Annotated in this window: 4 protein-coding genes; 3 read left to right on the top strand and 1 reads right to left on the bottom strand. The window is 46.2% G+C overall.

Annotated elements, in window-relative coordinates:
• Positions 1-264: 264 nt before the first annotated feature.
• Both ACUVJL_RS23390 and sipA read left to right on the top strand, forming a co-directional pair.
• Positions 265-468, top strand: a complete 204-nt coding sequence (locus ACUVJL_RS23390; protein WP_445248027.1) for a hypothetical protein — start codon at positions 265-267, stop codon at positions 466-468.
• A 284-nt stretch (positions 469-752) separates the two neighbouring features.
• A complete protein-coding gene (gene sipA, locus ACUVJL_RS23395; protein ID WP_445248028.1) occupies positions 753-992 on the top strand; it encodes a regulatory protein SipA in 240 nt (79 codons plus the stop codon).
• Between the two features lie 141 nt (positions 993-1,133).
• Here sipA and ACUVJL_RS23400 read toward each other — a convergent pair whose 3' ends face one another.
• Positions 1,134-4,499 carry an EAL domain-containing protein gene (locus ACUVJL_RS23400; protein ID WP_445248029.1) on the bottom strand — a complete coding sequence of 1,122 codons (3,366 nt, stop codon included), beginning with the start codon at positions 4,497-4,499 and terminating at the stop codon, positions 1,134-1,136.
• 986 nt (positions 4,500-5,485) lie between these two features.
• On the opposite strand from ACUVJL_RS23400, the gene ACUVJL_RS23405 reads away from it, so the two are divergent.
• Entirely contained in the window at positions 5,486-5,926 is a 441-nt protein-coding gene (locus tag ACUVJL_RS23405) for a pentapeptide repeat-containing protein (protein ID WP_445248030.1), read from the top strand.
• The last annotated feature ends 85 nt before the right edge of the window (positions 5,927-6,011 follow it).

Genomic DNA, 6,011 nt, shown 5'->3' on the forward strand with positions numbered 1-6,011 from the left:
GGCGTCCCGCCCGTCCTTTTTGGACGGGCGGGACGCCCATCCCACAAACTTGTGGAAGTTATTTAATTCTCATTCCTTAGAGTCAAAAAAATGTTTGATTGCCTCTAGGTGAATATATATAGCAATCCTAAATGAATCGTAAATTTTTTACCCCACCCCAACCCTCCCCGATGCCTTGGGGAGGGAGTAAGAAATTCACAAATGATTTAGGATTGCTATAGCTAATGTAGAGAGGTAGAGTGAGATAAAGCTTAGAGGAAAAAAATGTTTGATTGGATTGTCAAAACCGTAGCCGATGCTTCCGGCGTAACTAACCAGCTAAAGATAGCTGAATGGGCAAGATTGAACAGGACTAACCCTTTCGATATGGGAGCCAAAAACTACCAACGATGTCTTCATGACTTAGGGTTAGGGGGAAAATATCATGAACTTGAATATAACGAAGATGGCAGCCTAAAATTTAAATGATTTTGCCAGTAATTCCCTTAATTATACTTGATAATTCCTTATTTTCTTATCCATACCCAATCAATTAATCAATCAAACAAAAACATTTCTTTCCCATCCGCCGCAAGGGGGAAAGGTTACAAAGTAACTTTTCCGCATGGGGGACTTAAATTTGTTTGAATTTAGAGAATAAACCAAAACTTGTAAAACTCCATAACATTGGACAGATAGTAAGATAATTAAATCCATCCGCCTATCCGTGTTAAAATTCCTTTATCGCCGTGTTTTTTTAGGGAATAAAACTCATGGAAAAAGAATTTACCATCGGTCAAAAAGTCCGAGTTGTAGCAATGCCGCCTTACGTCAAAACTGCCGAACCGATGCCGATGCTGCGGCCTGCGAATCTAATTGCGATCGGGGCCGAAGGTGTTGTGATCGATCGGCGTCCCGGCAATTATTGGGGAATTCGCTTTGAAAAAGGTGCTTTTCTGTTAGACAGTCAGTACATTGAAGCGGCAGATACTACTGTAGAAGGTAATGGGTAATCCGTAATGGGTAATCGGGAATGGGAAATTTATATCACAACTTAAAATCTCCCTTTTCCTTCTCTCTTTTCCTTCTTGCCTCAACATCCCTCCGTTAAATCCGTTAAATCCCGTACATTGCTAGTTGCCGGACTTCCCTCTTCAAGAAGCCAGCTTAGCCTTAAAAGCCAAAGAATTAACCGTAAAATCCCCCAAAACTTCCTCTAAACTAGGAGAAGTGAAGTTACAAGGTAGAGGCTTGCCAAAATAATAACCTTGAGCGTAATCTACCCCAAGTTCATTGAGTTGATCCATAATTCTTTGATTTTCCACATACTCGGCAATAGTTTTAATTCCCATGAGGTGAGCAATTTTGGTAATAGCTTCCACCATTGCGATATCAATAGGATTGTCGGCAATATTCTTAATAAAATTGCCGTCAATTTTGAGATAATCAACCGGCAAGCTTTTCAGGTAAGCAAAGGAAGACATCCCGCTGCCGAAGTCGTCCAAGGCAAACTGGCAGCCGAGTTCCTTGAGTTGCAAAATCAAGCTGGCTGCCTTGCTGAGATTACCGATTGCCACGGTTTCTGTAATTTCAAAACAAATTATTTCTGGCGGTATTTGATGGATGGAAAATTGCTCCTGAATAAACTCGATAAACTTTTCTTCGTTGATGCTGTCCCCTGAAAGGTTGATTGAATAAAGGGTGGGGTATTTGCCAAATGAGGATTGCGGATTAGACAAAACAGAGCCCGCAGGGAAGGTAACTATTTTCTCGCTGTCTACCCCGGGGTTTTGGACTAATAAATTTGCCGTGAAAAATTTAGATAAATTGCTAAATAAAGTGCGAATTACCCAGCAGTCGATCGTGTGCATCAAGTTGTAGCGTTCTGCAGCCGGAATAAACGCCATCGGCGACACCAACTGACCAGTTTCAAGCTGGAGGCGAAGCAGGATTTCGCAGTGGATTCCGGTGGCTGGAGAGTTGAGCAAATGTACGATCGGCTGAGAGTACAAGCAAAAGCGATTCTCTTCTAATGCTTGATTAATTTGCACCACCCACTCGGTTTCGCCGTGCTGTTTGATTAATTCTTGATCGCCGGCTTCATAAACCTGCACCCGGTTGCGGCCTTTATTTTTAGCAGCGTAGCAGGCCATATCGGCCGCGCTCAAAATCGCAGATGTCGATGCTGTTTTGGGATTAATTGCTACCAAACCGATACTGACGCCGATCGAAAAAGTTTTGTCCTGCCACCCAAACCGGAATCCCTGAATGCTTCGCAGCAGCGATTCTGCAACATTCAATCCTCGTTCGACGGGACTATTGTACAGGAGTACGGCAAATTCATCGCCGCCGAGACGCGCCAAAATATCGGTTTTGCGGATTTTGCTTTTAAATAGCTGGCTGACTTGGCGCAGCAGTTCGTCGCCTGCTGCGTGACCGGAAGTGTCGTTAACTATTTTGAAGCGATCGAGATCCAGGGAAAGCATAACGTGTTCTTGCCCGTAACCTTGAGCGCTGTGCAGGGCTTGTTCTAGCTGGTACTCAAATTCGCGGCGGTTGACTAATTGCGTCAGGGGGTCATGAGTTGCCTGCCAGGTGAGTTGCCGCGCTTGAGTTCGCACTTGGGTGACATCTCGGAACACAACGACGGCCCCGACAATTTTGCCGCTGCTGGCGTGGATGGGGGCGACGCAGTGGTCGATCGCAAATTCGCGGTTGTTGCGGGCAATCAGCAAGCTGTTGTGCCCTTGGTCAACAATGCGACCTTCGCACAAAGCGATTTCGGCGATATTTTCGGCCTGCAGCCTGGTAGTTTCGTCAACTATTCTCAGCACACTGGCGAGGGGCAAACCTTTAGCTTCCGAGGTAGACCAACCCGTGAGTTCTTCGGCAACTGGATTAAGGGTGGAAATGTAGCCGTCGGCGTCTGTCGCGATTACGGCATCGCCGATCGATTGTAGAGTAACCTGAGCGAGTTCTTTTTCTTCAAAAAATGCTTGTTCCATGCGCTTGCGATCGCTAATATCCCGCTGCACCGACACCCAGTGGGTAACGTTCCCGGATGTGTCGGCAATGGGTACGCTGTTGAGTTCCACCCAATAAGTTGAACCATCCTTGCGGTAGTTAATCAATTCCAGGCGTAGGGGTTCTCGGCGAGAGAAAGCACGGCGAATTTTAGCGACCTGGGCCGGGTCGGTTTCTGGCCCGCGCAAGCAACTGGGGGTTTGTCCAATGATTTCTTGGGGTAGGTAGCCCGTCATTTGGGTAAAAGCTTCGTTGGCATAGATGATGCTGGGATCGGAGATATCGCTGTGTCCCGCATCCATAATCACGATCGCGTCGTTAGCGTTAACTACGGCAGATTCTAGCAGTTGCAGCCGCACCTCAGCCTGGACGCGGGTAGCGATTTCGCTTTCTAGTGTGGCGTTAGTCAAGCTGAGTGATGCGATCGCTTTTTGCAATTCGCTACTCCTTTGGGCCACTGCATTGTGCAGAACATCGATCACCCCGGACATTTCCATCGGGTCAAGTACGCGCAGTAAGTTGCTTTGAGTGACTATACCCAGGAGTTCTCCCTGTTCTCCCGTTACTACCAACCTGCGGACTAAACGCTGCTGCATTTCCTGATGAGCTACCCACAGCGAGTCATCTTGCTTGAGACTAAATAAGGGGGTACTCATCACAGTTTCGGCGATGGTTTGCGACAAATCTATATCTAAAGCTTGAAATTCCACAATATCCCGTTCTGTGACTATACCTACTGGAATTGGGAACGACAAATTCATCGATAATTCTGTTGATTCTGTAATTACCACGCAGCTAACGCGGTGCTGCGCCATCAACTCGGCTAAACTAATAACTGACGCGGAGCGAGGCGCTTGAATGACTTGTGGGGTCATTACTTCTTTCACGCTGCGCATTTTTAAGATATTTGCCGGTTGCAGCATGGCTTGGCGAATGCTTTCCGGCGTAATTACTCCTAAGAGTTGACCGTCACTGTCCAATACTGGCAAATGGTGAATTCTTCGTTGGCGCAGCAGAATTATGGCGCTGAAAAGGTCTTGAGTGTCGGATTTTATCAGACTTGCTGCAGGCTGCCTCATGACTTCTGCGATGGTGACACCTTTTAAGTTTTTGCCCGAGGCAATCAAATCGACAAGATCCCTCTCGGTGAAGATTCCTTGCAATTGAGAATTTTTAGCAGAGTGGGAGGAGAATTTTTCGAGGGATTTTTCCACGACAAAGACGCAGATACCTGCCGCGTCTCTGCACGCGCTTGAGGTGGAGGGATTTGGGATTTCTGTTAGTTGCTGGTAGATATCGGTTGGTGGAATGTCTGCGTTTAAAGAGCAACTTGGGCGCCGTTGGCCCATCAGGGTAATTACTTCTGCTAATGGGGTATCGGGCGCAACTGTCAAGGGGTAGTGGTCAATTACTTGATCTAAGGTTGGCAGATACTTGGAGGAATCGTTTTTGAGCATATTTAATTTATTTTTGCGATCGCGTTGATTCTGCGACATTCCAAAAAAAGCGCTGCTTTCCAAACACTAGGTAGATTTTTTCAGTGCTGGTGAGACGTAATTAAAATTGTTGTTAAAAGTGCACCCCGATCTTTGGCTGGGGAGCGGGCCGGTGACGGCTCCCCCTCTACCTCTAAAGTTATAGGCTGATCTTTATTTTAAGTTAAATTTTCTGTTCTTTGACAGCTTTATTAAAAATAATGTATTTTTGGTGAACTTTGTTGCGCTCAAATTACCAGCTAAAATCATCGATCGCATCGCTAATCATAAAAAAATTCGGTAAGTGGGTCCCGAGGGCGGCTTTAGCCCGCTCCTGGGAAACGACGCGGGCGGTTTCAATCGCCGTGAATCTTTCCATTACCGCGCCAGGGAATTGTTTGATTCAGTGTAATGAATGTAATGTACTTTCACTGCTGACAATTACTGCTTCAAAGCTCACAATCCGCGAGCGCATAATGTTTGCTCCCTCTCATAGGCTCCTTTGGGGGGTAATGTTAGCACGCGCCTTTGTTTAAAGAGCTTGAGAGACTTGCAACACTGTAGGGCGTGACCTTAGAACTGTTTAATTGCCAATGACACAGCAGGAAACTAGCTACGCATCAAGGGGGTGTCGTCACTCAAAAAACCTAGACCTCTGTTTACAAAGTCTTAGGCCCATCAGAACGGCTTGCGGGAATTGCTCCCGACCAAGCGAGCGTGTCCTTAGACCTGGGTTTCTGAGATCCCTCTTCAGAAATACACATTTGTTGGCTGTACTAGCTAACATAAAAAAGGTTACTACAAAAAAGCACTGTATTAAGTTCGACAGTGTTAAGTTTTGCGAAATTAAGTTTTGCGAGCTTTTCGAGACCCTGTGTAACTTGTCGAAGGCAATCGAGGTCACAGCCAAGCTGTGAATTCGATCGCAACTGGCGAAAACAACCGTGGTAAGATTGTAGATATAAACAGAAGAACTTAAACAAACAGTCGGGTGAGGAAAAGAGATTATGAAACGCCATCTATTAGCCACTACTTTTTTAATTACCCCCCTACTGTTGGCAGGTCCGGCTCGCGCTGAAAATCCGGCTCACGTCAAACAGTTATTGTCAACCGGGCAATGTTTTAAGTGCGACTTGGCCGGAGCAGATTTAAGCGGCTCTCATTTAATTGGTGCTGATTTGAGAGAAGCAAATTTACGAGGAGCAAACCTATCTAGTGCCAACCTCGAAGGCGCTGATTTGACTGGTGCTAACTTGACCGGTGCTAACTTAACCTCCGTTTTCCTGACTAATGCCAGTTTAAATTACGCAGACCTCGATCGGGCAAATCTGACCGCCGCCATCATTAACACCGCTGACGTATCCGGCGCATCAATGGAAGATATGACCATCACTGAGGCCAAAATCTACAATACCCAAATCGGCGTCGGCGGCAGCTACGACCAGTAAACTCCTTAAAAGAATGGAAAACGCCAATTTTCTTAAAAACCCGGTTTCTCCCCAGAAACCGGGTTTTTAGTCTTTTTGTAGGGTG

Origin of the sequence: Microcoleus sp. OTE_8_concoct_300 (genome assembly GCF_031383065.1) — a bacterium.
Taxonomy (GTDB): Bacteria; Cyanobacteriota; Cyanobacteriia; order Cyanobacteriales; family Microcoleaceae; genus Microcoleus.